This window comes from Cupriavidus sp. 30B13 (assembly GCF_049059565.2).
GTDB lineage: Bacteria > Pseudomonadota > Gammaproteobacteria > Burkholderiales > Burkholderiaceae > Cupriavidus.
Genome location: NZ_CP188223.1, coordinates 3,236,329 through 3,263,304 on the forward strand (window position 1 = coordinate 3,236,329; position 26,976 = coordinate 3,263,304).

The window sequence follows — 26,976 nt, forward strand, 5'->3', positions numbered from 1 at the left end:
GCGCGCCGCCGGCTTCCACGCCGCCTGCCGCCGGCGCCGCCCACAAGCCGGGCTGGGAAGGCGGCGGCAGCGATATAATCGCCGTTTCCCCGATTTTCCCGCTCGCGCCGCGGTGCCGCCGCCGGCCTGCGAGCCAACCCAGCCTTACCGCCCATGACCTCCCAACTTGCCAAGAAAGGCGAAGCCTGGTCCGCCCGCTTCTCCGAACCGATGTCCGACCTGGTGAAGCGCTACACCGCGTCGGTGTTCTTCGACAAGCGCCTGGCGCTGTTCGACATCCAGGGCTCGCTCGCGCATGCCGCCATGCTGGCAAAGCAGGGAATCATCGCCGAGGCCGACCGCGCCGAGATCGAGCGCGGCATGGCGCAGATCCGCGGCGAGATCGAGGCCGGCAGCTTCGAATGGAAGCTCGACCTGGAAGACGTCCACCTGAATATCGAGGCGCGCCTGACCGCGCTGGTCGGCGACGCCGGCAAGCGCCTGCACACCGGGCGCTCGCGCAACGACCAGGTGGCCACCGACATCCGCCTGTGGCTGCGCAGCGAGATCGACGCCATCACCGGCCTGCTGGGCGCGCTGCGCGGCGCGCTGCTGGACCTGGCCGAGAAGAACGCCGACACCATCCTCCCGGGCTTCACCCACCTGCAGGTAGCGCAGCCGGTCACCTTCGGCCACCACCTGCTGGCCTACGTGGAAATGTTCACGCGCGACGCCGAGCGCATGGCCGACTGCCGCCGCCGCGTCAACCGCCTGCCGCTGGGCGCCGCCGCGCTGGCCGGCACCAGCTACCCGATCGACCGCGAGTTCGTGGCGCAGCAGCTGGGCTTCGACGGCGTGTGCCGCAACTCGCTGGACGCCGTGTCCGACCGTGACTTCGCCATCGAGTTCTGCGCCGCCTCGGCGCTGGTGATGACCCACATCTCGCGCTTCTCCGAGGAGCTGGTGATCTGGATGAGCCCGCGCGTGGGCTTCATCGACATCGCCGACCGCTTCTGCACCGGCAGCTCGATCATGCCGCAGAAGAAGAACCCGGACGTGCCGGAACTGGCGCGCGGCAAGACCGGCCGCGTCAACGGCCACCTGGTCGGCCTGCTGACACTGATGAAAGGCCAGCCGCTGGCCTACAACAAGGACAACCAGGAAGACAAGGAACCGCTGTTCGACACGGTGGACACCGTGGCCGACACGCTGCGCATCTTCGCCGACATGGTGCCGGGCATCTCGGTCAAGCCGGAGAACATGCGCGCCGCCGCGCTGCAAGGCTACGCCACCGCCACCGACCTGGCCGACTACCTGGTCAAGCGCGGCCTGCCGTTCCGCGACGCGCACGAAGCCGTGGCGCACGCCGTGCGTGCCTGCGACGACCGCCGCTGCGACCTGGCCGACCTCACCGTGGCCGAGCTGCGCGAAGCCACCGGCCTGGGCGACAAGGCCGCGCTGATCGGCGACGACGTGCATGCGGTGCTGACGCTGGAAGGCTCGGTCGCGGCGCGCGACCATATCGGCGGCACCGCGCCGGCGCAGGTGCGTGCGGCGATCGCCGCCGCGCGCGCGGCGCTTTGAACGAAACGCAGGCCGCCGGCGTAAGTTTCACGTAAGCTCCGCACCGGATGGAAAGCCGCCAGGGCGCATGCCCTCGGCGGCTTTTTTATTGGCCGCCGATATTTGCGCAATGCGGTAGGTATTAGCCCCAAGCGCCGATGCATTTTGTTACAGATAAACTAATCGGCGCAAAAACAGGGGGAGACAACCCATGTATTACTTGCTTGGTCTGTCACGGCAGATCGACAGGTTGAATCAGCACACGGGCAGGCTTGCAAACATCATGATCCTGCTGTCGTGCCTGATCAGCGCAGGCAACGCCCTGCTGCGTTACGGCTTCAACCTCAGCGACAACTGGCCGCTCGAACTGCAGTGGTACATGTTCGCCATCGCCGTGATGTTCGGCGCGTCATACACCTTCCAGCGCAACGAGCACGTGCGCGTGGACCTGATCTACGGCAACGTGTCCGAGCGCGCGCAGCACTGGATCGACATCTTCGGCATCGTCGTCTTCCTGCTGCCGTCGTGCGTGCTGTTCGCCTGGCTGTCGTGGGAATCCCTGTTCCTGCCCTCGTGGCGCATTCTCGAGCAATCCGGTAATTCCGGCGGCCTGCCGCGTTACCCGATCAAGCTGGTGGTGCCCCTCGGCTTCGCCCTGCTCGGCCTGCAAGGCGTGTCCGAGCTGATCAAGCGCATTGCCGCCCTCAAGGGCCTGGTGCGCATCGAATCGAAATACGAGAGGCCGGTGCAATGACGATTCCGTTGGAATATATGCCGCCGCTCATGTTCGGCGGCCTGGTGGTATTCATGCTGATCGGGTTCCCGGTCGCATTCTCGCTGTCGGCGGTCGGCCTCGCGTTCGGCTTCCTCGCCATCGAGTGGGGCTATTTCCCGGTCAGCTTCCTGCAGGCGGTGCCGAGCCGCGTGTTCGGCAGCGTGCTGGCCAACGAGCTCTTGCTGGCGATCCCGTTCTTCACCTTCATGGGCGCGATCCTGGAGAAGTGCGGGCTGGCCGAGGACATGCTCGACTCGATGGGCCAGCTGTTCGGCCCGGTGCGCGGCGGCCTGGGCTATTCGGTGATCATCGTCGGCTTCATCCTCGGCGCCATCACCGGCACGGTGGCGGCCCAGGTGATCGCCATGGCGATGATCTCGCTGCCGGTGATGATGCGCTACCGCTACAACATGAAGTACGCCACCGGCGTGCTGGCGGCCTCGGGCACCATCACCCAGCTGGTGCCGCCGTCGCTGGTGCTGGTGGTGCTGGCCGACCAGCTCAAGACGCCCGCCGGCAGCGCCGACGTGGGCAGCATGTACCTCGGCGCATGGGGCCCGTCGGTGGTGCAGATCGCGCTGTTCGCGCTCTACACCTTCGTGCTCACGCGCATCAAGCCCGACTGGCTGCCGCCGGTGCCGCAGGAAGAGCGCACGCTGCACGGCTGGGCGCTGTGGCGCAAATGCCTGCGCGGCATCGTGCCGTGCGCGGTGCTGATCTTCCTGGTGCTGGGCACCATCATGCTGGGCATCGCCACCCCCACCGAGTCCGGCGCCATGGGCGCGGTCGGCGCGCTGGTGCTGGCGGTGCTGCGCGACCCCGGCTTCGGCAAGCTGGACCGCACGCTCTACCGCATCGCCATCGCCGCCACCGGCATCGCCATCGTGGCCGGCTTCTTCGCCTTCGGCTCGCACCTGTTCCGCATTCCGCTGGCGGTGGTCTACCTCGTCATCGCCTGGCTGCTGCTGCGCGCGGGGCAACTGACCGGCCTGCGCCTGCTGATCGTCGATGCGTACCAGTCGACGGCGCGCATCACCGCCATGGTGGTGTTCATCCTGATCGGCTCCACCTGCTTCTCGGTGGTGTTCCAGGGCGTGGACGGCGGCGCGTGGGTGGAGCACATGTTCACCTCGCTGCCGGGCGGCTGGATCGGCTTCCTGCTGGTGGTCAACCTGTTCATCTTCTTCCTGGCGTTCTTCCTCGACTTCTTCGAGATCGCCTTCATCGTGGTGCCGATGCTGGCGCCGGTCGCGGTCAAGGTGCTGGCGCCGGTGGTGGCCGACTCGATGGGCGGCAACCCCGAAGCGGCCGCCACCGCGGCGCTGGTGTGGTTCGGCGTGATGCTGTGCGTGAACATGCAGACCTCGTTCATGCACCCGCCGTTCGGCTTCGCGCTGTTCTACCTGCGCGGCATCGCCCCCAAGGAAGTCAAGAGCTCGGACATCTACTGGGGCGCGCTGCCCTGGGTCGGCCTGCAGCTCATCATGGTGGTGATGGTGATGTTCTGGCCGGGCATGGTCACCATGTTCCTCGACAAGGGCTCGCTGCACCATAGCAACGCGGCGGAGGTGTCGATCCCGCTCGGCGGCGGCGACAGCGGCGGGGCCTCGGCGCCGCCGGCGGGCGGGGCCGGCACGCTCGAGCTGCCGTCGGCCCCGGCGCAGGACGAGCCGGCCGCGCCGCAATTCGAGTTCGACAAGAAGAAGTGAGCGGGCGGGCGGTGGGCCTGCCATCTCAAGGCCCCGCCTGGCGGGGCCTTGAGATGGCAGGCAAGCCTCCGGTTGCCGAAGGTTTGCTCCCCTCTCCCATGAAATGGGAGAGGGGCCGGGGGAGAGGGCGGGCACCCGCATTTGGCGAAAGCCCTCACTTCGTGGAAGCTCTGGCCCTCTCCCCCGCCCCTCTCCCGCAAGCGGGAGAGGGGAGAACACAAGCGGCACGCTGGCTTTGCCGGCAGTCCGAAGGTCCCGCACGCGGGACCTTTTTCTTTACCCGCCGCGCCAGGCCGCTCAGGGCAGCAGCACGATCGCGCCGGTGGTGGCGCGCGCCTCGGCCGCGCGGTGGGCCTCGGCGACCTGCTCCAGCGGATAGCGCGCGCCGATGGTGGCGCGGATCGCGCCTTGTTCGATGGCCTGGAACACGTCCGCCGCGTTGGCGCGGAAGGTCTGCGTGTCGGCGTTGTGCGGGAACACCGAGGGCCGGGTCAGGAACAGGCAGCCCTTCTTGTTGAGCAGTTCCGGCTCGAACGCCGCCACCGGGCCCGATGCCGCGCCGTACAGCGCCACCAGCCCGAACGGCGCGGTGCAGTCGAGCGAGCCCATGAAGGTATGCTGGCCGACCGAGTCGTACACCACGCGCGCCTTGCGCCCGCCGGTGGCGTCGATCACCTGCCGTACCCAGTCCGCCTGCGCATAGTCGACGGCGACATCGCAGCCGGCCGCCAGCGCGGTTTCGCACTTGGCCGGCGAGCCGGCCGTGCCGATCACCGTGGCGCCGAGCGCCTTGGCCCAGCTGCTGAGGATCTGGCCCACGCCGCCGGCGGCGGCATGCACGACCACGATGTCGCCGGGCTGCACGCGATGGGTCTTCTTCACCAGGTACTGCGCGGTCATGGCCTTGAAGAAGACCGCCGCCGCGGCCACCTCGTCGATGCCCTCGGGCAGCTTCACCACCTTGTCGGCGGCCACGTTGCGGCGGTCGGCGTAGGCGCCGATGCCGGCGTTCATGTAGACCACGCGATCGCCTTCGCGCAGTCCCTCCACGCCCTCGCCCACCGCCTCGACCACGCCGGCGGCCTCGTGGCCGAGGCCGGTCGGGCTGGGCAGCGGATACTTGCCCGCGCGCTGGTACACATCGATGTAGTTGAAGCCGATGGCGGTCTGGCGCAGCTGGACCTCGCCCGCCGCCGGCGCCGGCAGCTCCGCCGTTACCAGCCGCATCACCTCGACGCCGCCGAACTCTGTCAATTCCACCCTACGCGCTGAAGCCATTTCCACTCCGTCAGATTGGATTTCCACGTGCCGATGCCGCGCCGCGCCAGGTGCCGCCGCAGCTCACGCGCCACTCTAGCGCATTCCCGCGCAGGCTGCCGGGCAGGCACGCGGGCGCGGGCAATGAAAAAGGCCTCGCTTGCGCGAGGCCCCGGGGGTGCCGGCAAAGGCAGTCTGGCCGGTCCGGCGCGGCTTCAGCCGCTCTGCTTCACGCAGTCGACGAAGTACGCCCTGCCGCCGCCTTCGACTTCTTCCTCCACCAGGCCGTGGATGTCGGTTTCGAAGCCGGGGAACAGCTTGTTGAAGTCGCGCGCGAACTTCAGGTACTGCACGATGATGTGGTTGAAGCGCTCGCCCGGGATCAGCAGCGGGATGCCCGGCGGGTAAGGCGTGAGCAGGATGGCGGTGACGCGGCCTTCCAGCTCGTCCACGGCCACGCGCTCGATCTCGCGGTGGGCCATCATGGCCCAGGCATCGGAAGGCTTCATCGCCGGCTCCATGTCCGACAGGTACATCTCGGTGGTCACGCGCGCCACGTCGTTGGCCTTGTAGACGCTGTGGATGGCATCGCACAGGTCGCGCAGGCCCATGCGCTCGTACTGCGGGTGCTTGGCCACGAACTCGGGCAGCACGCGCCACAGCGGCTGGTTCTGGTCGTAGTCGTCCTTGAACTGCTGCAGCTCGGTCACCAGCGAGTTCCAGCGGCCCTTGGTGATGCCGATGGTGAACATGATGAAGAACGAGTACAGCCCGGTCTTCTCGATGATGATGCCGTGCTCGGCCAGGTACTTGGTGACGATGGCCGCCGGGATGCCGCGCTCGCTGAACTCGCCGTCCACGTCCAGGCCCGGGGTGATGATGGTGGCCTTGATGGGGTCGAGCAGGTTGAAGCCGTCGGCGAGGTCGCCGAAGCCGTGCCAGCGCTCGTTGGACTTGAGCATCCATTCCTCGCGGTCGCCGATGCCGTCCTCGACCAGCGCGTCCGGGCCCCACACCTTGAACCACCAGTCGCCGTTGTTGCCGGCTTCGTAGTCGCCCTCGACCTTGCGCATGGCGCGGCGGAAGTCGATCGCCTCCTGGATGCTTTCTTCCACCAGCGCGGTGCCGCCCGGCGCTTCCATCATCGCCGCGGCCACGTCGCACGAGGCGATGATCGAGTATTGCGGGCTGGTCGAGGTGTGCATCAGGTACGCCTCGTTGAAGCGGTAGCGGTCCAGCTTGCGCGTCTCGGAGTCCTGCACGAGGATCTGCGAGGCCTGCGACAGGCCGGCCAGCAGCTTGTGCGTGGACTGCGTGGCGAACACCAGCGCGTCCTTGCTGCGCGGGCGGTCTTTGCCGATCGCGTGCATGTCGCGATAGAACTCGTGGAACGCCGCGTGCGGCAGCCAGGCTTCGTCGAAATGCAGCGTGTCGATCTCGGTCGCCAGCATTTCCTTGATCTGCTCGGCGTTGTACAGCACGCCGTCGTAAGTGCCCTGGGTGATGGTCAGGATGCGCGGCTTCTGGTTCTTCGCCTGGCTGGCGAACGGGTGCGCGGCGATCTTGCGGCGGATGGTCTCGGGGTCGAACTCGCTCTTCGGGATCGGGCCGATGATGCCGTAGTGGTTGCGCGTGGGCATCAGGAACACGGGAATCGCGCCGGTCATCATGATCGCGTGCAGGATCGACTTGTGGCAGTTGCGGTCCACCACCACGATGTCGCCCGGCGCCACGTTGGCATGCCACACCATCTTGTTCGAGGTGGAGGTGCCGTTGGTGACGAAGTACATGTGGTCGGAGTTGAAGATGCGCGCGGCATTGCGCTCCGAGGCCGCCACCGGGCCGGTGTGGTCGAGCAGCTGGCCGAGCTCGTCCACCGCGTTGCAGACGTCGGCGCGCAGCATGTTCTCGCCGAAGAACTGGTGGAACACCTGGCCGACCGGGCTCTTCAGGAACGCCACGCCGCCCGAGTGGCCCGGGCAGTGCCACGAGTACGAGCTGTCCTGCGCGTAGGCGATCAGCGCCTTGAAGAACGGCGGCGCCAGCGAATCGAGGTAGACCCGCGCCTCGCGGATGATGTGGCGCGCCACGAATTCCGGCGTGTCCTCGAACATGTGGATGAAGCCGTGCAGCTCGCGCAGGATATCGTTGGGGATATGGCGCGAGGTGCGGGTCTCGCCGTACAGGAAGATCGGCAGGTCGGTGTTGCGGCGGCGCACTTCGTTGACGAAGGCGCGCAGCTTCTCGATGGCGGCCGCCTCGGGGCGGTCGTCCTCGCTGACGAACTCGTCGTCGTCGATCGACACGATGAACGAGGACGCGCGGCTGGACTGCTGCGCGAACGAGGTCAGGTCGCCATAGCTGGTCAGGCCCATGACCTCCATGCCTTCCTGCTCGATGGCCTGCGCTAGCGCACGGATGCCCGAGCCGGAAATGTTCTCGGAGCGGAAGTCTTCATCGATGATGATGACGGGAAAGCGGAATTTCATGGGGCATCCTTGGACGGCAGGAAGGACTTGAGCCACATGGCCCGGGGACGCACTCCCCTGGGCGGCATGTGGCTCGACATTCGGGTTTGGCGCGCGGCCCGCCGGCGCTCACTCGGGAGCCGGCGCATGCCGCGACGCGCGCATTGTAAAGCGATCAGGTCTTCGGCAGTGTGACACCGTGCTGGCCCTGGTACTTCCCGCCGCGGTCGGCATAGGAAGTCTCGCAGATCTCGTCGCTTTCGAAGAACAGCACCTGGGCGCAGCCCTCGCCGGCGTAGATCTTGGCAGGCAGCGGCGTGGTGTTGGAAAACTCCAGCGTGACGTAACCCTCCCACTCCGGCTCGAACGGGGTCACGTTGACGATGATGCCGCAGCGTGCGTAGGTGCTCTTGCCCAGGCAGATGGTCAGCACGCTGCGCGGGATGCGGAAATATTCCATCGTGCGGGCCAGCGCGAAGGAATTGGGCGGGATGATGCAGACATCGCCCTTGAAGTCCACGAACGATTTCTCGTCGAAGTTCTTGGGATCGACGATGGTGCTGTTGATATTGGTGAAGATCTTGAATTCGTCGGCGCAGCGGATGTCGTAACCGTAGCTCGAGGTGCCGTACGAAACGATCTTGCGGCCGTCGGACTCCCGTACCTGGCCGGGCGCGAACGGCTCGATCATGCGGTGCTGTTCCGCCATGCGGCGGATCCACTTGTCGGATTTGATGCTCATAAGGGTACCGGGATGAACAAATGTGGGCAGGCTCGGGCCCGGCCGGCTGGCAGCCTTGCCTGGCCGGGCAGCGGGAACGCTGCTCGCATTTGCTCACGGCACGCCGGACCTGCCGGGGCCTCGCGATGGGCCGCATTGTACAACCAATCGCCGGCGCTCCCGCCAGCGGACGGGGCGGCCCGCCGCGGACGGCGCGGCGCGGCCCGCCAGGGCAGGCGCGAGGCCGGAAACCGGCTGCGGCCGGCGTGCGCGCAAGGCGCGCCGGGAGGCGGCCGCGCGGTGCCGCAGCGGCCCGCCGCGCCTCCCGCGCCGCGCGTCAGGACTTGGCGATGACGCCGCAGGCGACGCGCCCGCCGGAGTTGCCGGTCGGCTGGGTGCGGTAGTCGTCCGGGTCCTTGTGCACCACCACCGCGCGGCCCACCACGCTGGTGGGGCCGGGGGCCACGGTCACGCCGGTCAGCTCGAAGCTGGCCTGGGCGCGGCCGCTGGCGTCGGCACGCAGGTTGTTGATGTCGCCGGCATGGTGGTCGGGCATCGACATCGAGCCGTGCGGCTTGCCGGTCGGGTTGAAATGGCCGCCGGCGCTCATGGCATCCGGGCTCGAGCAATCGCCCTTCTCGTGCACGTGGAAGCCGTGTTCGGTGTTGGGGGGCAGCCCGGTCACGTCGGCCTTGACCAGCACGCGGTCGCCGCGCTGGGTGAAGGTCACGGTGCCTTGCGTGGCGGTGCCGCTCTTGGCGTCGAGCCTGGCCACGGCGTTGTCGCCGCCGTCCATGCCCATGCTGCCGCAGCCGGCCAGGGCGCCCGCTACCGCCAGACCGAAAAGTACGCGTACATGCTTCATGCCGAACCTCCTCTCACGGTGTTGTGCGGCTGATTGTACCGCTGCCATGTGATGCGCTGGGGGGACTTTGGTGCGGGATGGCGCGCGCCGGCGGGCAAGCGGCGGGCGCGCGCGGCCGGGCGCACGGTCAGTGGCCCGGCCGGGCGCTCAGGCCAGCCCGAGCGCGCTGGCTTCGACCGCCACGAACGCCGCGAAGAGCCGCGCCACGCGCGCATAGAAGCAAGCCCGCGGGTGCGCGGCCAGGGTGCCGCCGAAATCGTCCGCCCACGGCAGCAGGTGGCGCGCGAAGAAGCGCCGCTGCTCGGCGGGGCCGCCGGCGCCGGCCTGCTCGCCCGCCATCAGCACGCGCATCACCTCGCACAGCGTGCCGAGGTGATCCTCGCTCTCGCCGACACCGGCGCGCCTGACCAGGCCATAGCGCGCCAGGTCGCCGCGCAGCGCCGGCAGCGCGCAGCCCCGCGCATAGCCGCCGCCCTGGAGCGGGACGGGGGCGGCCGCGGCGCCGTCCCGGCCGAACAAGGCCTGGTATTCGCCCGCCGCGTCGGCGGCGGCGGTGCCGGATGCCGCGTCGCACAAGCCGTTCCACGCGTCGCCCAGCGCCGTCCCCGCGTCGTCGCCGTGGGCGCGGTTGGCGGCGATATGGTGCAGCAGCACGGCATCGGGCGCGCGGTAGAACAGCGTGGCCAGCAGCCCGTACAGGTCCGCGCGGGCCGCATCCTCGGCGCGCGCGGCGGCATCGATGGCGGCGTCGGCCGCCGGCGGGATCAGCCGGATCGGCTGGAAGTCTGTCATCTGGCGGTCAGGTGGCGGCCGTCAGGCCAGCGGCCGTCAGGTGTTCTGCACCACGATGCTGGGGAACTTGCTGGTCATGTCGCGCGCGCGGTCGGCCACCTTGACCGCCACCTTGCGCGCCATCGCCCGGTACAGCTCCGCCACCGGGCTGTCCGGATCGGCCACCACGGTCGGGCGGCCGGTGTCGGCCTGCTCGCGGATCGAGCGGGTCAGCGGCAGGCTGCCCAGCAGGTCCACGTGGTAGTCCTCGCACATCTTCTCGCCGCCGCCCTCGCCGAAGATATGTTCGACGTGGCCGCAGTTCGGGCAGCAGTAGACCGCCATGTTCTCGACGATGCCGAGGATGGGAATGCCCACCTTCTCGAACATCTTCAGGCCCTTCTTGGCGTCCAGCAGCGCGATGTCCTGCGGCGTGGTGACGATCACCGCGCCGGTGACCGGCACCTTCTGCGACAGCGTGAGCTGGATGTCGCCGGTGCCCGGCGGCATGTCGACGATCAGGTAGTCGAGGTCGTGCCAGTTGGTCTGGCGCAGCAGCTGCTCCAGCGCCGAGGTCACCATCGGGCCGCGCCACACCATCGGGTTGTCCTGCTCGATCAGGAAACCGATCGAATTGGCCTGCAGGCCGTGGCCTTCGAGCGGCTCCATGGTCTGGCCGTCCGACGACTCGGGCCGGCCTTCGATGCCGAGCATCATCGGCAGGCTCGGGCCGTAGATGTCGGCGTCCAGCATGCCCACGCGCGCGCCCTCGGCGGACAGCGCCAGGGCCAGGTTGACGGCGGTGGTGGACTTGCCCACGCCGCCCTTGCCGGAGGCCACGGCGATCACGTTCTTGACGCCGGGCAGCAGCTTGACGCCGCGCTGCACGGCGTGCGAGACGATCCTGGAGGTGACCGCCACGCTCAGGTTGGCCACGCCCGGCAGTTGCCGCAGCGCAGCAGAAACCGCCTCGCGGATCGGCTCGAGCTGGCTCTTGCCGGGATAACCCAGCTCCACTTCCAGCGACACGTCGCCGCCATCGACGCGCACGTTGCGCGCCGAGCGGGTGGACACCAGATCCCGGCCCGTGTTCGGGTCGATCACGGTGCGCAGGACTTCGGTAACCTGGTCGGTGGTGAGGCTCAAGACAATCTCCGCTGCTGGATGGGTGGATATGGGGAAGGCGCGTACTGTATCAAAGTATGGGCCAGGCGCTGGCCGAGGGTGGCGCGGGGACGACAAGCCCATGCGCGGCGCATGGAATTACACGCACTTACAACTGTCACAGGCTCATGCTTGTGCACCCGGCATCATGTCCTTATTGTAGTGCGCCAGTAACGCCGCTCCGCGAGATACCGCCGGATACTTGTATTCACGTGCCTTCCGCGCTATTTCTAGCGGTGTCGTGCGCACCGTGTCAAAAAAAACCAGCCAACAAGATTCGTCCTGAAGGAGAAAGCATGAAACTCAAGCTCGTCAGCCTCGCCACCGTCGCCGTGCTCGCTGCCGGCTGCGCCACCGAACAAGGCACCCAGACCGCGGTCGGCACCGGCGTGGGTGCCGCGGTCGGCGCCGGACTGGGCAACCTGATCGGCGGCAACACCACCGGCACGCTGGTCGGCGCGGCGGTGGGCGGCGCCCTGGGCGGGGCCACCGGCTACAACTGGAACGCGATCCGCGGCAAGCTGAACAAGGACACGGCCGGCACCGGCACGCAGATCACCGAGCAGCCGGACGGCTCGCTGAAGGTGAACATCCCCAGCCAGGTGACCTTCGATACGGACAGCTCGACCATCAAGCCGTCGTTCCGCGCGGTGCTCGACCAGGTCGCGCAGACCCTCGGCCAGCACCAGGACGTCTCGGCCACCGTGGTCGGCCATACCGACAGCACCGGCAATCCCAGCTACAACATGCAATTGTCGCAGCGCCGCGCGCAGAGCGTGGCCACCTACCTGGGTGACCGCGGCGTCGCGCGCAACCGCTTGTCGGCCGAGGGACGAGGGCAGACGCAGCCGGTGGCCGACAACGCCACCGAGGCGGGACGGGCACAAAATCGCCGCGTCGAAATTTTTTTGAAACCAATTCAAGGATGACGCGGTCATAGAAACAGGTACCGCTTGTCACCGTTGCTGGCTCGCGATGGGTGACTGACCTCCCGGGCGGTACCTGATTTCTCCTCCTTTTCCGTTGTGGAAAGCTGCGCCGGCTCTGACCGGCGCTTTTTTTGTCCGCACGCCGCCAAGTGGCACATAAGTCACCAACGTGGACGCTTGCCCTGCGCCGCCCTGTCCGTGCCGCCGCGCGCCACCCGCGCCGGCGGCCCCGCTTGCTAGAATAGCCATCCTGCGGCACGCGCCCGCCTCCGGCGGCGGCGCGCCGCCCGCTTTCCCGTTTACCCCCTGACCGGCAATTCCTCCATGACCGCACGTCGCATCCTCGTCACATCTGCCCTGCCATACGCCAACGGCCAGATCCATATCGGCCACCTGGTGGAGTACATCCAGACCGACATCTGGGTGCGCTTCCAGCGCATGATGGGCAACGAGGTCTACTACGTGGGCGCGGACGACACGCACGGCACGCCCGTGATGCTGCGCGCCGAGAAGGAAGGGATCACGCCCAAGCAGCTGATCGACCGCGTGTGGACCGAGCACAAGCGCGACTTCGACAGCTTCCTGGTGTCGTTCGACAACTACTACAGCACCGATTCGGACGAGAACAAGCAGCTTTCCGACAAGATCTACCTGGCCCTGCAGGCCGAGGACCTGATCGCCGAGCGCGAGGTCGAGCAGTTCTACGACCCGGTCAAGAACATGTTCCTGCCGGACCGCTTCATCAAGGGCGAATGCCCGAAGTGCGGCGCCAAGGACCAGTACGGCGACTCCTGCGAGGTGTGCGGCACCACCTACGCGCCCACCGACCTGAAGAACCCGTATTCGGTGGTCTCGGGCGCCACGCCGGTGCGCAAGTCGTCGGCCCACTACTTCTTCAAGCTGTCCGACCCGCGCTGCGAGACCTTCCTGCGCGAGTGGGTGGCCGACCTGGCCCAGCCCGAAGCCGCCAACAAGATGCAGGAATGGCTGGGCGCCGAAGGCGAGGCCTCGACCTTGTCGGACTGGGACATCTCGCGCGACGCGCCCTACTTCGGCTTCGAGATCCCGGGCGCGCCGGGCAAGTATTTCTATGTGTGGCTGGACGCGCCGATCGGCTACTACGCCAGCTTCAAGAACCTGGCCGAAAAGAAAGGCATCGACTTCGACGCCTGGGTGGGCCCGCACTCCACCGCCGAGCAGTATCACTTCATCGGCAAGGACATCCTCTATTTCCACACGCTGTTCTGGCCGGCCATGCTGCGCTTCTCGGGCCATCGCACGCCGACCAACGTGTTCGCCCACGGCTTCCTGACCGTCGACGGCGCCAAGATGAGCAAGTCGCGCGGCACCTTCATCACCGCCCAGAGCTACATCGACACCGGCATGAACCCGGAATGGCTGCGCTACTACTTCGCCGCCAAGCTCAACGCCAGCATGGAAGACCTCGACCTGAACCTCGAGGACTTCATCGCGCGCGTGAACAGCGACCTGATCGGCAAGTACGTCAATATCGCCAGCCGCGCGGCCGGCTTCCTGGTCAAGCGCTTCGACGGCGTGGTGGACGAGGCCGCGCTGGCGCACCCGCTGCTCAAGCAGCTGCGCGAGGCCGCGCCGCAGGTCGCGCAGCTGTATGAAAGCCGCGAGTACAGCAAGGCGCTGCGCCTGGTGATGGAGCTGACCGACAGCGTCAACGCCTTCGTCGACACCGAAAAGCCGTGGGAACTGGCGCGCGACGACAGCAAGCGCGCGGCCCTGCACGCGGCCTGCTCGGTCTCGCTCGAGGCGTTCCGCCTGCTCACCGTCTACCTCAAGCCGGTGGTGCCGCAGATGGCCGCCGGCGTGGAGCGCTTCCTCAATATCGAGCCGCTCGACTGGCGCGGGATCGACCGGCAGCTGAGCGCGGCGCGCCCGGTGCAGCCGTATTCGCACCTGATGACGCGCGTGGACGCCAGGCAGGTCGACGCGCTGCTGGCCGCCAACCGCGATTCGCTGCAAGCCGCCGCGCCGGCCGGGGGTACCGCCGGCGCCGATGCCGGCGCCGCCGCCATCGAGCCCGTGGCCGAGACCATCACCATCGACGACTTCGCCAAGGTGGACCTGCGCGTGGCCAAGATCGTGGCCTGCCAGAAGGTGGAGGGCTCCAGCAAGCTGCTGCAGCTGACGCTGGACGTGGGCGAAGGCAAGACCCGCAACGTCTTCTCCGGCATCCAGTCGGCCTACGCGCCGGAGCAGCTGGTGGGCAAGCTCACCGTGATGGTGGCCAACCTGGCGCCGCGCAAGATGAAGTTCGGCCTGTCCGAAGGCATGGTGCTGGCCGCCTCGGCCGCCGACGAGAAGGCCACGCCGGGCCTGTGGATCCTGGAGCCGCACGAGGGCGCCGTGCCCGGCATGCGCATCCGCTGAGCGCGCGCCGGCGCGCAGCGCTTGCGCACCGGCCCCGCCCGCCCCGGCCCCGGCCAGACCGCCGGCCGGGGCGATTGACGACACCGCGCCGGCAAGCCCATACTGCATTCCTGCCCGCTACAGGGCGTTGATGGAGTACGCAGGCATGCCCGACAGCGTTCCCGGCCACGCTCCCGTCGCCGGCACTCCGCGCAGCGGACCTCGCCTGCGCCAGCCCTTCCCCCTCGCCGCCTTCCACCCGCGCCTGCTCGACAGCCTGCGCGGCTACGACCGCGCCACCTTCGCCAAGGACCTCGCCGCCGGCCTGACCGTGGGCGTGGTGGCGCTGCCGCTGGCGATGGCCTTTGCCATCGCCTCGGGCCTGCCGCCGCAGGCCGGCCTGTTTACCGCCATCATCGCCGGCTTCCTGATCGCCGCGCTGGGCGGCTCGCCGGTGCAGATCGGCGGCCCCGCCGGCGCCTTCATCGTCATCGTCTACGGCATCGTGGCGCGCTACGGCGTGGCCAACCTGCTGATCGCCACCATCCTGGCCGGCGCGCTGCTGTTCGCGATGGGGCTGTTCCGGCTCGGCACGCTGGTGCGCTTCATCCCGGTGGCCATCGTGATCGGCTTCACCAACGGCATCGCGGTGCTCATCATGGTGTCGCAGATCGGCGATTTCCTCGGCCTGCGCACCGGCAAGCTGCCGGGCGACTTCCTGTCGCAGATGCGCGTGCTGGGCCAGGCCCTGCCCACCATCTCGTGGCCCACGGTGGCGCTCGCGCTGGGCTCGCTGGCGGTGGTGGCGGGCTGGTCCCGTCTCGCCCTGCTGGCCGGGCGGCGCCGGCATGCCACGCCGGCGGACCCGCCATCCGCGCCGGGCCGCGGCGCCCGCATCCTGTCGATGGTGCCCGGCACGGTGGTGGCGCTGGTGCTGGCCACCGCGCTCAACGCGGTGCTGCACCTGCCGGTGGAAACCATCGGCACGCGCTTCGGCGGCATCCCGCAGGGCCTGCCGCCGTTCGCGCTGCCGCACCTGAGCTGGCAGCTGGTGCAGCAACTGGTGGCGCCCACGCTGACCATCGCCCTGCTCGGCGCCATCGAGTCGCTGCTGTGCGCGCGGGTGGCCGACAGCCTGATCGACGACCGCCACGACCCCAACCAGGAACTGATGGCGCAGGGCATCGCCAATATCGTCACGCCGTTCTTCGGCGGAATACCGGCCACCGGCACCATCGCCCGCACCGTCACCAATGTGCGCAGCGGCGGGCGCACGCCGGTCGCCGGCATCATCCACGCCGCCACGCTGCTGCTGATCATGCTGGCGGCGGCGCCGCTGGCCAGCGCCATCCCGCTCGCCACGCTGGCCGCCATCCTGCTGTACGTGGCGTGGAACATGGGCGAATGGCATGTGTTCGGGCTGGCGCACCTGAAGCGCTTCAGCAACAACTACCGCATCATCATGCTCGGCACCTTCGCGCTGACCGTGGTGTTCGACCTCACCGTGGCGGTGCAGGTGGGGCTGGTGCTGGCCTGCCTGTTCTTCATCTACCGCATGGCTTCGCTGACGCAGATCGAGGCGATCGCGCCGGCCGAGCTGCCGCCGGCGGCCGGCGGCGCGCTGCCGGCGGGCAAGGTGCAGGCCTACCGCATGACCGGCGCGCTGTTCTTCGGCGCGGTCAACAAGGTGGAGGCGCTGATCGACCCGCGCGACCGCAGCCAGCCGGCGCCGGCGGTGCTGATCCTGGAGGTGGGCAAGCTGGTGGCGCTGGACACCACCGGGCTGGACACGCTCGACGCGCTGCGCCGCACGCTGGCGCGCCGCGGCGGCACGCTGGTGGTGTGCAATGCCGCCGCCCAGGTGATCTCGCTGATGCGGCGCGCCGGCTTCCTGGAGCGGATGGGCCCGGCCAACTATTGCGACACGCTGGCCGCGGCCTGCGCCCGCGCGGGCGTGCTGGTGGCCGAACGGGATGCCCGCGATGCCGGAGCCGCGGCCGGGGCCGCCTCCGCCGCGCCGCCGGCCTAGCTAGCCGCCCTGCGTCTTCGACGGATCGTCGCTGCGCGAGGTGTGGGTCACCTTGCCGGCGGCGTCGAAGTGCACGTTGAAGAAGGCCTTGTCCTGCGAGCTTTCCCACCAGCGGTAGCCCCACACCTCCTCCTGCTTGAGCGCGAACGCTTCCACCTTGGTGGGCTTGCCCAGCAGGCGGCGGATGTCGTCGCGGCTCATGCCGGCGCGCACGCGCGCGAAATTCTGCGCGGTCAGCACCTGCTCGATGGCGCTGACCTTGCCGTCGGCGCCGATGGTCACCATCCACGTGGTGGCCCCCTCGGGCCCGCGCGGGTATTCGAGCCGGCGCGCGCCGTTGTCCTCTTCCCACACGATTTCCGGGCGCCCGGCCTGGCGCCGCACCTCCTCCTCGCCCGACTGGCCGATCACGATGCCCTTGAACAGTTCGCTGTCGGGCTTGACGGCGTTCCACACCGAACGCGCGCCCTCGCCCGCCTTCTTCATGGCTTCGTCGACCTTCTGCTGGTCGCACCCGAACAGGGCGAGCACGGAGGAAATCAGTCCCATGGCGGCAAGGCGCCGGTACGGCGCGTGAGTGGAGGAAAGGCGCCCGCCTGGCTCAGCGCGCCGCGGCATCCGAGGCGGCGCCGGCCGGCGCGGTGGTGCTGTCTGTGTTGTCGGTGGCGGTATCCTGGCTGGCATCGGTCTGGCTCCTTGCGCCCGCGGCGCGGGCAGGGGTGCCGCTGAACAGACTGGCCCAGCGGTCGAAGCGGCGATTGAACAGCACGGACAGGCCGTTGATCGAGCCGCCCTTGGCAATCAGCGACCAGCGCCGCGAGAAGGCCCACGTCAGCTTGACCACGTTGGAGGCGCTGGTCAGGCTCTGCTCGTAGCCGACCGAGATCTTCTCGGTCACCGCCTTGCCCACGCTCACCACCTGCTGGTCGTTCAGGCCCGCCGTGCTCGGGCCGATCGAGAATTCGTCGATGCCCAGATGCTGGACGATCCCCTTGCCGGCGCGCCCGCCCAGCATGCCCAGCGCCGCGCCGCCCAGCGCGCCGGCGTTGAGCTGCTGCGTCTGGCCGGCGGTATTGCTTTCGGCCCCGTAGCCGAACATCAGCCACGACAGCTTGTCCTCGTCCGGCACGTTGGGCTCGGACACCAGCCGCACGCGCGGCAGGCGCACCGTGCCGGTCACCTCCACGCCGGCCGATACGTCCTGGTTGCGGCGCATGGCGCGGATGTTCAGGTTGGGATTGTCCACCGGACCGTTGAAGTTGACGATGCCGCGCTCGATGTCCAGCTTGCGCCCGAATGCCTCGTAGGTGCCCTCGGTCACGCGGATGGTGCCGGTGGCGCGCAGCGGCGTGAGCGGCGCGCTGCGCACGCCGAGCTGCCCGCCCAGCTTGAGGTCGGCGCCCGCGCCGCGGAAGCGGAAGTTGTCGCCCAGGTCCAGCGTGAGGTCGATCAGCGGGCTGAAGCGGCTGGCCGGCTTGGTTTCCGGCACCGGCGTAGCGGCCGTCTTCAACTCGCGCTGGTCGCGCCGGCGCACCACCACCACGTCGTCGCCCAGCACCGGGGCGCTCGCCTTGGGCAGGTCGAACAGCCCGCGGTCCACGCGGAACTTGCCGCGGATCACGATCTGGCGGTTTTCGTTGAGGATGCTGGCGTCGCCGGAAACGATCAGCGTGCGCTCCGGGCTGGCGAAGATCTGCAGCTTGTCGGCCACGATCTTGCCGGTCAGGTTGGGATCCGTGTCGCCCAGCTTGATGTTGCCGGTGGCGACGATCTTGCCGTCGCCACCGTGGAACTCCACCTGGCGCAGCTCGATCGTGTTCTGGTCCAGCGCCACGCGCACGACGCCGTCGGTCAGGCGGATGCCTTCGTCGTACAGCGTCAGCGCGATGGCCTCGCCGTCGATGTTGCCGGTCAGCAGCGGGTTGCCCACCGTGCCCGCCAGCCGCAGCACGGCTCCCACCCGGCCCTCGAACGCATATTGCGGGCCGCTCAGCGCCTCGAGCGTCTTGAGCCGGGGAATGTCCGCCGTCACCTTGCCCGCCAGCGCGGAGGCCGGCGTCACCGTCAGCAGCCCCTGTTCCTGCAGCAGCCCGGCCGAGGCGTCCACCGTAACCTTGCCGAGCCGCGACGCCTCGATGCCGCCGCGCAGGTTGATGCGGTTGCCGGCCAGGTCGGCGCGCAGCGCGGTCTCGCCCAGGCCCAGCGTGGTGTACCCGCGCCCCGCGTTGACCGACATGTCGCCGCTGCGCCGGCGCAGTTCGGCAAAGCCGGCCGCGGTCTCGGCCAGCGTGACGTTCCAGCGCCCGTCCAGCACCAGGTCCGAGCGCACCGGCGGCGCCTCGCCGGTGAAGGCTTCGGCCAGGCGCAGCAGGTTGCCCACCTGCAGGCCGTCCAGGTTGCCCTGCGTGCGGATGCGCCCATGGTCGAACTCGAAGCCGTCGACGTTGACGCGGGCCCGCTCGAACTGCAGGCCGGCCGCGCCCAGCTTCACGCGCTGGTCCGCCACCTGCAGCGGCGCCGGCGCCAGCAGGCGCACGTTGACGGTGCCGCGCTCCTCCAGCGTGCGGATGGTGCCGCTCCAGCCCGCCGCGCCCTGCCAGGCGCCCTGCCCGGCCAGGGTCAGGTCGAGCGGCTTGTCGTGCATCGCGCCGGCCGCCTTCAGCTCGAACGCGTGGCTGGCCTGGGTGCCGCTCAGCGTAGCGTCGAGCGTGCGCAGCGAGGCGAACGGGCCGCGGTAGTCGCGCACGTTAAGCTGCAGCGCCAGCGTGCCGTTCAGGCCGCCGCGCAGCTCCGCCTTGCCGCTCGCGCTGGCCACCTTGTGCGGGCCGACCGCCAGCGCCTGCGCGCTGTAGCTGCCGGCCACCTCGGGCCTGGCCAGCGTGCCGGTGATGTCGGCGTCGAGCTTGAGCAGGCCGGCCACGCCGAACTTGAGCCGGTCGAGCTGGGGCGCGTCCACGTGCAGCCTGAGGCGGTCGCCGCGCGCGCCGAAGCTGCCGTCGAGCCGGGCCTGGTTGCCGGCCATGTCGAGCGTGGCCTGGCTCGGCAGCAGGCGCTCGCCGGCCAGCCGCAGCTTGCCTTCGCCGCGCATCGGCAGGCCGGCGTAGACGCTGTCGCGCACCGTGAAATCGAGCGACACGCGCCGCTCGGGCGCGAGCGTGCCGCTGGTGGCGAACTCCGCATTGATGTTGCCCGGCGCCACCTCGGCCAGCCGCGCGGGATCGAAGTTGGCCAGCCGGCCCTTGAAGCTGAAGGGCTGCTGGTCCTTGAGCGAGAGCTTGCCCTCGGCGTTGAGCGTGCCGTTGCCGATGCCGGCGCGCAGCGCGGTCAGCGTCACCGCGTCGGCGTCGAGGCGCGCGTCGGCAAACAGCTTGAGCTCGCCGCCGGACAGGTCCACCGCCACGCTCTGCCGGCCCGGCTCCAGCCGCACGATCACCGGCCCGGACAGGCGCACGCGGTTCAGGCTGCCGTGCAGGGCCTTCGGATCGAGGCCGCGCACGTCGAGGTCGAAGCCGCCGCGGCCGTCGCGCAGCGCACCGCTGCCGCGGATCTCGCCGCGGCCCGGCAGCGCCACGCGCAGGTCGCGCACCACCTGCGACGCCTCGCTCACCTCGATGCGCGCCTCCGCCGATTCCACCGGCAGGCGCTGCGCGTCGAGCGGACCGGCCTCGTGATTGACCACGCGCACCTCGCCGGCCACGCGCAGCGGCGCCGCGCGGGCGGGTGGCGCCACCGGCGCGGACGCCCCGGCGGCGGACGCCGGGGCCGCCGAGGGGGCGGACGGCGCCAGCGCCGGCGCCGCGGCTTCCTCCACCGGCCGCAGGTCGGCATGCACGGACAGGTTGGCGCGCGGCGCCGAAGGGCTGAACAGCTGCGGATTGATCTGTTCGCCGTCGACGCGCACGTGGGTAAACGGCACCTTGCCGAACGGCGTCAGGTCGGCGGCCGCGCGGCCGTGCAGGCGGTCGCCGCTGGCCTCGGCCTGGGCGTGCAGCGCGGCCAGCGAGCCGCTCGCGCTGGCGCTGATATGGAACGATTCCTTCTGCCAGCTGCCTTCGAGCAGCGCCCCGCCGGTGAGCGCGAACGGCGCCTGGCCGGCGATCTGCGCGTTGGCGGCCAGCTTGCCGTAGGGCGTGAGCAACTGGTCGATGCTGGCGCGATGGCGCAGTCCGTCCGAATGGAGCGTGCCCGCCAGCCCGGAGAACACCAGTTCGCTCGGCGTGGCCGGCGGCCCCTGCAGCAGCGCCAGGCGCTCCAGCGTGAGCGCGTCCACGTCCACCGCGAGCGGCAGCTCGAGCGACCGGGGCAGCGTGGCCGGCGCGCTGTCGGGCGCGGCCGGGGGCAGCCGCAACGTCACCTTGCCGATGCGCAGCCAGCTCACGTGCAGTCGCGCCGGCGACCAGCCCAGCGCCCACTCGCCCTCGGCTCGGTCCACCGTGACGCGGGTCTGGCCGCTGGCGAAGACCACGTCGCGCAGGCGCAGCCCGCGCGCCACCGTGCCGCCCTCCAGCGTGCCGGACAAGGCGCCGGCGGACAGCCGCGTCGCCAGCGACCACAACTGGCGCGTGCCGGCTTCGGTGCGCAGCGCCAGCACCGCCGCCAGCACCGCGGCCACCAGCGCCAGCAGCACCAGCGCGGCCAGCCACGCCAGCCAGCGCCACAGGCGCCGGCGGCCCGACCGCGGCGGCGGCGGCCCGCTGTCGCGGGCCGGCACCGGGGGCATGTCGGGAATGCTCATGCGGCGGATCCTCTGCGGGCGGGCTCGCGCATCGTCATCAGAAAGCGACTCCCAGCGAAATATGCGGGCGGAACTGCTTCTCCTGGATGCCGTAGCCCACGTCGAGCTGCACCGGGCCGACCGGGCTGCGCCAGCGCGCGCCGATGCCCACGCCGTTGTAGAGCCTGACGCCGGTCAGGTTGTCGGTCGCGGTGCCGGTATCCCAGAATATCGCCACGCCCCAGTCGTACAGGAACCAGTATTGATACTCCAGGCTGGCCGTGCCCAGGTATTTGGCGGGCAGCACGCTGGCGCCGCTGCGCGTGCCGATGGACTGGTAGCCGTAGCCGCGGATCGAGTCCGTGCCGCCGGCGCGAAAGCGCAGCGAGGCGGGGATCCCGGCCACGTCGCCATGCGTGATGTCGGCGCCCAGCTCAAGCCGCGCCACCACCAGGTCGCGCTTGCCCACCGGGATGTACTGGCGGATGCGGCCGTAGACGCGGAAGAAGGTCTCGTCGCTGAGCACGTGCTTGGCCGCCACGCCCAGCTGCGTGTTGATGACGTTGCCGCGGCGGGGAAAGACCGGGTTGTCCACGTCGCGCCGGGTCCAGGCGAAGGCCGGCACCAGCGCGTGGCTGAGCTGCGCCTGCTCGCCGTAGGGCTGCAGGTTGTCGTAGTAATAGTCGAGCGAGAGCGTGGTGTCGTACTTCTCGCGCGAGCGCGAGCGCTTCAGGCCGGTGCGCAGGCTGGTCAGGTCGGTGCTTTCCAGGTCGATGGTGCGTTCGTAGCTGCCGTAGACGCTGTTGCGGTAGGTGCGCGTGTCGGGCGGCATGGCCACCTCGGCGAAGGCGTACTGGCGCTTCTGCTCGAGGCGGGCCTGCGAGTCGAACACCCAGGCGCGGTTGAACAGGTTGTAATAGGAATAGCGCCCCTCCACCTGGGCGCCGGTGTCGGTGGTGTAGCCCACGCCGGACGAGAGCCGGTTGGCCGGATATTCGCGCACGCGCACGTAGACCGGCGCGGTCACATGGTCGGCATTCTGGTCCAGCGGCGGGTCGGCCTGCTCGCTGGCCTTCTGCTCGTCGCTCTGGTCGGCGTCGCCCTGGCTGCCCAGGTCGATCTCCACATTGGAGAAATACGGCTGGTTCTGGATCGCGCGCTGGAACTCGAGCAGCCGTTCCACGCGGTAGGGCTCGCCCTCCGACAAGGGATTGACGTTGCGGATGATCTGTTCGGGATAGCGGCGCAGGCCGCTGATCCGCAATGGCCCCAGACTGTAGGCCGGGCCGCTGGCATAGCGCGCGCTCAGGTCGGCGGCCTGCTCGTCGGGGTCGACGCGCGCCTGCGAGCCGGTCAGCCGCGCGCCGTAGTAAGTATGGCTCTGCAGCTCGACCAGCGCGTCCTCCTTGGCCTTGCTCCAGTCCGCCTGGCGGAACGGCTCGCCCACCGGCAGGCCCCACTTGGCGCGCAGCTCGGCCACCTGTGCCGGCGACTGCGTGGCGGCGGGGCCGGTCACGTCCACGTCCACCGCGTGGATCAGCGTGCGCGCGCCGGGGTCCACGGTGACATGGACGGTGCGCTGGTCGCCGCTGCCTTCCACCCGGGTGGTGGTGGTCGGGTCGAAATAGCCCTCGGTGGAGGTGAACTGGCGCACCTGCTCGCCCACGGTCTCGACCATGTAGTCGAACTGGTCCGGCGAGATGTCGTCGCGCGTGCGGTAGCGCGACAGGTCGAGGTGCTCCTCGAGCATGTCCTTGATCGCCTTGGGCGCCTCCACCTCGACCTTGTAGGTGGCCGCGGCGGGGAGCGCGCACAGCGCGAGGGCGACCGACACGGCCGCCGGCAGCAGCCGCGGCAGCCGCGGCGGGCGGCGCGGGACGGACGCTTTCCCCGGCGGCGGGCCGGAGGGCGCGGCAGGCAGCAGGCGCTCGTTCCCTGGATCCATCCTCATCGATCGGTGCACATCATGCGAAGTCGACATTTGACCACATCGGGCGCCCCGCCTGCCGCCGCGGCCCAAAAAGACCCCGGCCGGAAACCGCGCGCCGGGGCCCGGGCGGGTCCGCGCGGACCCGCTTGCGCGCAAACCCCTGCCGGCGCCCGCCGATACGGTAAAATCCCGGCTGCTTCTTCAATCTCACAAGTTTTCCGCCATGGCCGCCTACGAATCGGATATCACCCAGTTCCTGAAGTCGCTCAAGGAAGAGCATCCTTCCCTGGAGGCAGAACAGCGCCAGGGCCGCTCCCTGCTGTGGGACAAGGCGCCGATCAACCTCGAGGAGCGCGATCGCGCCCTCGCCTCGCGCGTGGCGCAGAAACCCTACGTCTACTCGCTGGACTGAGGCGTCCGCTGCGCCGCCCCCGCCCCCGATGAACCAGAGCGAGCAGGACAAGCTGTCGCTGGCGATCGAGCTGCCGAGCGTCGCGCCCGGCCAGGACTCCACGCCGGCGGCGGTCGACGGCATGGCCTTCGCGCGCCTGTACGGCGAGCCGCTGTTCAAGCTGCCGCAGGATCTCTACATCCCGCCCGATGCGCTCGAAGTCTTCCTGGAGGCGTTCGAAGGCCCGCTGGACCTGCTGCTGTACCTGATCCGCAAGCAGAACTTCAACGTCCTCGATATCCCGATGGCGCAAGTGACGCGCCAGTACCTCACGTATATCGAGCAGATCCGCAAGAGCAACCTGGAACTGGCCGCCGAGTACCTGCTGATGGCGGCCATGCTCATCGAGATCAAGTCGCGCATGCTGCTGCCGGTGAAGAAGACCGACAGCGACGAGGAAGCCGAGGATCCGCGCGCCGAACTGGTGCGCCGCCTGCTGGAATACGAGCAGATGAAGCTCGCCGCGCTGCGCCTCGACCAGCTGCCGCAGCTCGGCCGCGACTTCCTGCACTCGCAGGTGTACATCGAGCAGAGTCTGGCGCCGCGCTTCCCCGACGTGGAGCTGCCGGACCTGCAGGCCGCCTGGGCCGACGTGCTCAAGCGCGCCCGGCTCAACCAGCACCACAAGATCTCGCGCGAGGAATTGTCGGTGCGCGAGCACATGAGCAACATCCTGCGCCGCCTGCAGCATGCGCGCTTCATGGAGTTCAGCCAGCTCTTCGACGAAGCGGTGCGCTCCGGCAAGGGCGTGCCGGTGGTGGTGGTCAACTTCATCGCCATGCTCGAGCTGTCGCGCGAGTCGCTGGTCGAGATCACCCAGGCCGAGCCGTTCGCACCGATTTATGTGCGATTGGCGTACATTCCCAACTGATCCGCGCCGGCCAGCGCCGTCCGAACGGCGCGACATGCTCTACAATCCGCCGACAGCCGGCGCCGACAAGAGCGCCAGCCCGGCCGGCCTCCCGCCGCCATCCGCGCAGAACCGCGCCGGGCACACTCCTACCACGACCAGCACACCAACTTCATGAAAGTCATTTCCTCCATTCACGAGTTGCGGGACCAGTTGCGCGGGCAGAACCGGGTGGCCTTCGTGCCGACCATGGGCAACCTGCACGAAGGCCACCTGTCGCTGATGCGCCTGGCGCGCCAGCACGGTGACCCGGTGGTCGCCTCGATCTTCGTCAACCGGCTCCAGTTCGGGCCCAACGAGGATTTCGACAAATACCCGCGCACGCTGCAGGACGACATCGAGAAGCTGCAGAAGGAAGGCGTCTACGTCCTGTTCGCGCCCACCGAGCGCGACATGTATCCCGAGCCGCAGGAATACCGCGTCGAGCCGCCGCACGACCTCGGCGACATTCTCGAAGGCGAGTTCCGCCCCGGCTTCTTCAAGGGCGTGTGCACCGTGGTGATGAAGCTGTTCTCGTGCGCGCAGCCGCGCGTGGCCGTGTTCGGCAAGAAGGACTACCAGCAGCTCATGATCGTGCGCCGCATGGCCAACCAGTTCGCGCTGCCGATCGACATCGTGCCGGCCGAGACCGTGCGCGCCGAGGACGGCCTCGCGCTATCCTCGCGCAACCGCTACCTGACCCCCGATGAGCGCGCCGAGGCCCCCGTGCTCTACCGGACCCTGCACCAGGTGCGCGACACCGTGCTGGCCGCCGACAGCGCCAGCGCGGACCTGGCCGCCATCGAGGCCGGCGCCGTGTCCGCCCTGGCGGCGCGCGGCTGGAAGCCGGACTACGTGGCGGTGCGCAAGCGCGTCGACCTGCAGCCGCCCAGCCGCGACGAACTGGTCGCCGGCGAGCCGCTGGTGGTGCTTACCGCCGCCAAGCTCGGCGCCACCCGCCTGATCGACAACCTCGAGATCTGAGTCGCGGGCAAAGGCCCGGTCATGAAAAAGGGGCGTCCGCGGACGCCCCTTTTCTGCTCCGACGGAGGCGCCCCAGCCTCACGCCCCCTTCACCCCGCCGACCTGCGCGCGCTCCATCGTGCGCACCACATGCCTGCGGTGGCCGCGCCGCCGCTTCCACCAGATCAGGAAGCCGGTCACGCCGAACGCCAGCGGCGCCAGGCCGAACGCCGAGATGAAGATCCGCCCCGGCAGGCCGAACGCTTCGCCGGTGTGCAGCGGGTACATCCAGTTGAGGAAGGTGTCGCCGGCGGCGGCCTTCAGCGGGTCGCGCACCGCCACGCGCTGGCCGGTATGCGCGTCGAGCCAGAGCCGGGTGGCGCCGGTGTCGCGGCGCACCTCGCCCGGCTGGCGCAGGCGCACTTCGAACGGATCGCCGGGCTTGCGCGGGAAGCTCACGCGGGTGACATCGGCCTCCGGGTAGAGGCCCCGCGCGGCGGTGACCGCCTGCGCGATGCCCAGCAGCGGCGTGCCGGCCGGCGCCGGCGCCGAAACCGGCTTGCCCGGCGGCGTCACCGTCATGACGCTGGCCACGATCGGCGTCACCCACTTGGGCAGGTTCAGGTACCAGCCGGAGAACGCCATGGTGGCCAGCACCGGCGCGGCGAGGATGCCCGCGGTGCGGTGCAGCGAGTAGTTGAAGCGCGACCACGAGCCGCCGTGGCTGACGCGGAACGCGCGCAGCAGCGCGCGCGGCCTGAGCTTGGGCAGCCACAGCAGCACGCCGGCGACGATCAGCACCAGCAGCAGCATGCCGGTCACGCCGAGGATGGTGCGCCCGGTCTCGCCGGACAGCAGGTAGTGGTGCAGCTGGAACAGCGTGGGCATCAGCAGCGGGCGCGACAGGCCGGGCTGGCCCCAGATGCGCTCGCCCTTCACGGCCAGCGTGACCGGATCGACCATGACCTGGCGCGAGCGGCCCTCGCCGCCCGGCCCCTTGACCGGATACCAGGCCACGAAGACCTCGCGCGGCGAGGACGGCAGCATCATCATGCGCGGCCGGCCATAGTGCGGGTCGGCTTCGAGCCGCTCGGCGACGGCCTTGACGGTGGCGGGCGCCAGCGGCATCGGCACGTCGGCCGTGGCGCTCAGCAGCTCCGGGTTGATCAGGGCGTCGAGCTCGTCGCGCCAGGCGATGGTGGTGCCGGTCAGCCCCAGCATGATGAACAGCAGCCCCACCGACAGGCCGATGTACAGGTGGGTCTTGACGAGGACGACGCGCAGGCGGCCGGTGACCATGAGGACGGGATATCTGTATGTGGGGTGGGTACGGCGCACGGCATGCCGGCGGAAGCACCTTGCCCGCCGCCGGCAAAAATGAGAATGCGAAGGATTCGCGATTCTAGCAGGACGGCCG

General features: G+C 69.5%; 19 protein-coding genes. 9 read left to right on the plus strand and 10 right to left on the minus strand.

The window, feature by feature from the left end; translation table 11 throughout:
- Nucleotides 1-153: 153 nt before the first annotated feature.
- From argH to ACKI2N_RS14915, 3 genes are all read left to right on the plus strand, one after another.
- Nucleotides 154-1,563 carry an argininosuccinate lyase gene (gene argH / locus ACKI2N_RS14905; RefSeq protein WP_420993423.1) on the plus strand — a complete coding sequence of 470 codons (1,410 nt, stop codon included), beginning with the start codon at nt 154-156 and terminating at the stop codon, nt 1,561-1,563.
- 190 nt (nt 1,564-1,753) lie between these two features.
- Nucleotides 1,754-2,296: a TRAP transporter small permease subunit gene (locus ACKI2N_RS14910; RefSeq protein ID WP_420993424.1), complete on the plus strand. Its 543-nt coding sequence runs from the start codon at nt 1,754-1,756 to the stop codon at nt 2,294-2,296.
- Nucleotides 2,293-4,026: a TRAP transporter large permease gene (locus tag ACKI2N_RS14915; RefSeq protein WP_420993425.1), complete on the plus strand. Its 1,734-nt coding sequence runs from the start codon at nt 2,293-2,295 to the stop codon at nt 4,024-4,026. The genes ACKI2N_RS14910 and ACKI2N_RS14915 overlap by 4 nt, the downstream gene beginning before the upstream one ends.
- A 297-nt stretch (nt 4,027-4,323) precedes the next feature.
- Here ACKI2N_RS14915 and ACKI2N_RS14920 read toward each other — a convergent pair whose 3' ends face one another.
- The 6 genes from ACKI2N_RS14920 to apbC form a co-directional block, all read right to left on the minus strand.
- Nucleotides 4,324-5,304, minus strand: coding sequence for a quinone oxidoreductase family protein (locus tag ACKI2N_RS14920; RefSeq protein WP_420993426.1), 981 nt, complete (start codon nt 5,302-5,304; stop codon nt 4,324-4,326).
- A 194-nt stretch (nt 5,305-5,498) separates the two neighbouring features.
- Nucleotides 5,499-7,772, minus strand: coding sequence for an Orn/Lys/Arg decarboxylase N-terminal domain-containing protein (locus tag ACKI2N_RS14925; RefSeq protein ID WP_420993427.1), 2,274 nt, complete (start codon nt 7,770-7,772; stop codon nt 5,499-5,501).
- 154 nt (nt 7,773-7,926) lie between these two features.
- Entirely contained in the window at nt 7,927-8,493 is a 567-nt protein-coding gene (dcd, locus tag ACKI2N_RS14930; protein WP_420993428.1) for a dCTP deaminase, read from the minus strand.
- 316 nt (nt 8,494-8,809) lie between these two features.
- Nucleotides 8,810-9,337: a superoxide dismutase family protein gene (locus ACKI2N_RS14935; RefSeq protein ID WP_420993429.1), complete on the minus strand. Its 528-nt coding sequence runs from the start codon at nt 9,335-9,337 to the stop codon at nt 8,810-8,812.
- Nucleotides 9,338-9,484: 147 nt separating this feature from the next.
- A complete protein-coding gene (locus ACKI2N_RS14940; RefSeq protein WP_420993430.1) occupies nt 9,485-10,129 on the minus strand; it encodes a TorD/DmsD family molecular chaperone in 645 nt (214 codons plus the stop codon).
- A gap of 36 nt (nt 10,130-10,165) precedes the next feature.
- Nucleotides 10,166-11,254, minus strand: a complete 1,089-nt coding sequence (apbC, locus tag ACKI2N_RS14945; RefSeq protein WP_420993431.1) for an iron-sulfur cluster carrier protein ApbC — start codon at nt 11,252-11,254, stop codon at nt 10,166-10,168.
- A 314-nt stretch (nt 11,255-11,568) separates the two neighbouring features.
- Between apbC and ACKI2N_RS14950 the strand changes: the two genes are divergently transcribed.
- From ACKI2N_RS14950 to ACKI2N_RS14960, 3 genes are all read left to right on the plus strand, one after another.
- Nucleotides 11,569-12,201 (plus strand): OmpA family protein, encoded by a 633-nt coding sequence (locus ACKI2N_RS14950; RefSeq protein WP_420993432.1) that lies wholly within the window; start codon nt 11,569-11,571, stop codon nt 12,199-12,201.
- A 324-nt stretch (nt 12,202-12,525) separates the two neighbouring features.
- Nucleotides 12,526-14,604 (plus strand): methionine--tRNA ligase, encoded by a 2,079-nt coding sequence (gene metG / locus ACKI2N_RS14955; RefSeq protein ID WP_420993433.1) that lies wholly within the window; start codon nt 12,526-12,528, stop codon nt 14,602-14,604.
- A 145-nt stretch (nt 14,605-14,749) separates the two neighbouring features.
- On the plus strand, nt 14,750-16,612 hold the full coding sequence (locus ACKI2N_RS14960; RefSeq protein WP_420993434.1) for a SulP family inorganic anion transporter: 1,863 nt from the start codon (nt 14,750-14,752) through the stop codon (nt 16,610-16,612).
- On the opposite strand, the gene bamE is transcribed toward ACKI2N_RS14960, so the two are convergent.
- The 3 genes from bamE to ACKI2N_RS14975 are packed head-to-tail and all read right to left on the minus strand — an operon-like array spanning nt 16,613 to nt 23,271.
- Nucleotides 16,613-17,161: an outer membrane protein assembly factor BamE domain-containing protein gene (bamE, locus tag ACKI2N_RS14965; RefSeq protein WP_420993435.1), complete on the minus strand. Its 549-nt coding sequence runs from the start codon at nt 17,159-17,161 to the stop codon at nt 16,613-16,615.
- 52 nt (nt 17,162-17,213) lie between these two features.
- Nucleotides 17,214-21,347 (minus strand): translocation/assembly module TamB domain-containing protein, encoded by a 4,134-nt coding sequence (locus ACKI2N_RS14970; protein ID WP_420993436.1) that lies wholly within the window; start codon nt 21,345-21,347, stop codon nt 17,214-17,216.
- Between the two features lie 37 nt (nt 21,348-21,384).
- Complete coding sequence (locus ACKI2N_RS14975; protein ID WP_426989875.1) at nt 21,385-23,271, minus strand: autotransporter assembly complex protein TamA; 1,887 nt, start codon at nt 23,269-23,271, stop codon at nt 21,385-21,387.
- Between the two features lie 208 nt (nt 23,272-23,479).
- Between ACKI2N_RS14975 and ACKI2N_RS14980 the strand changes: the two genes are divergently transcribed.
- The 3 genes from ACKI2N_RS14980 (at nt 23,480) to panC (ending at nt 25,580) form a co-directional block, all read left to right on the plus strand.
- Nucleotides 23,480-23,668 carry a DUF3460 family protein gene (locus tag ACKI2N_RS14980; RefSeq protein ID WP_420993438.1) on the plus strand — a complete coding sequence of 63 codons (189 nt, stop codon included), beginning with the start codon at nt 23,480-23,482 and terminating at the stop codon, nt 23,666-23,668.
- 28 nt (nt 23,669-23,696) lie between these two features.
- Nucleotides 23,697-24,578: a segregation and condensation protein A gene (locus ACKI2N_RS14985; protein WP_420993439.1), complete on the plus strand. Its 882-nt coding sequence runs from the start codon at nt 23,697-23,699 to the stop codon at nt 24,576-24,578.
- Nucleotides 24,579-24,731: 153 nt separating this feature from the next.
- Entirely contained in the window at nt 24,732-25,580 is an 849-nt protein-coding gene (panC, locus tag ACKI2N_RS14990; RefSeq protein ID WP_420993440.1) for a pantoate--beta-alanine ligase, read from the plus strand.
- A gap of 78 nt (nt 25,581-25,658) precedes the next feature.
- On the opposite strand, the gene ACKI2N_RS14995 is transcribed toward panC, so the two are convergent.
- Entirely contained in the window at nt 25,659-26,858 is a 1,200-nt protein-coding gene (locus ACKI2N_RS14995; protein ID WP_420993441.1) for a PepSY-associated TM helix domain-containing protein, read from the minus strand.
- Between the last annotated feature and the right edge of the window lie 118 nt (nt 26,859-26,976).